The sequence below is a fragment of the Mesorhizobium sp. M7A.F.Ca.MR.148.00.0.0 genome (genome assembly GCF_003997735.1).
Lineage (GTDB): Bacteria > Pseudomonadota > Alphaproteobacteria > Rhizobiales > Rhizobiaceae > Mesorhizobium.
In genome coordinates this window covers 1-221 of the sequence record NZ_RZTB01000768.1, presented here as the reverse complement: position 1 = coordinate 221, position 221 = coordinate 1, and the positions used below count along the sequence as shown (strand labels likewise).

Here is a 221-nt window from a genome sequence, read left to right as displayed (position 1 = left end):
ACTGCCATGTGTTCATGGAAAAGCCGCTCGCCACCAACAATGAGGATGCCGAGAAGGTGGTCGCGGCGGCGCGGGCGAAGAACCGCAAGCTGGTGCTCGGCTATATCCTGCGCGTCCACCCGTCATGGATCAAGTTCATCGAGGTCGGCAAGACGCTCGGCAAGCCGCTGGTGATGCGGCTCAACCTCAACCAGCAGAGCAGCGGCAGCGCCTGGCACTGG

General features: G+C 62.9%; 1 protein-coding gene. It reads left to right on the top strand.

Annotation, left to right across the window (positions count from 1 at the left end):
• The coding region (locus tag EOB49_RS36195) for a Gfo/Idh/MocA family oxidoreductase (protein WP_164782045.1) at positions 1-221 on the top strand (221 nt) is incomplete at both ends.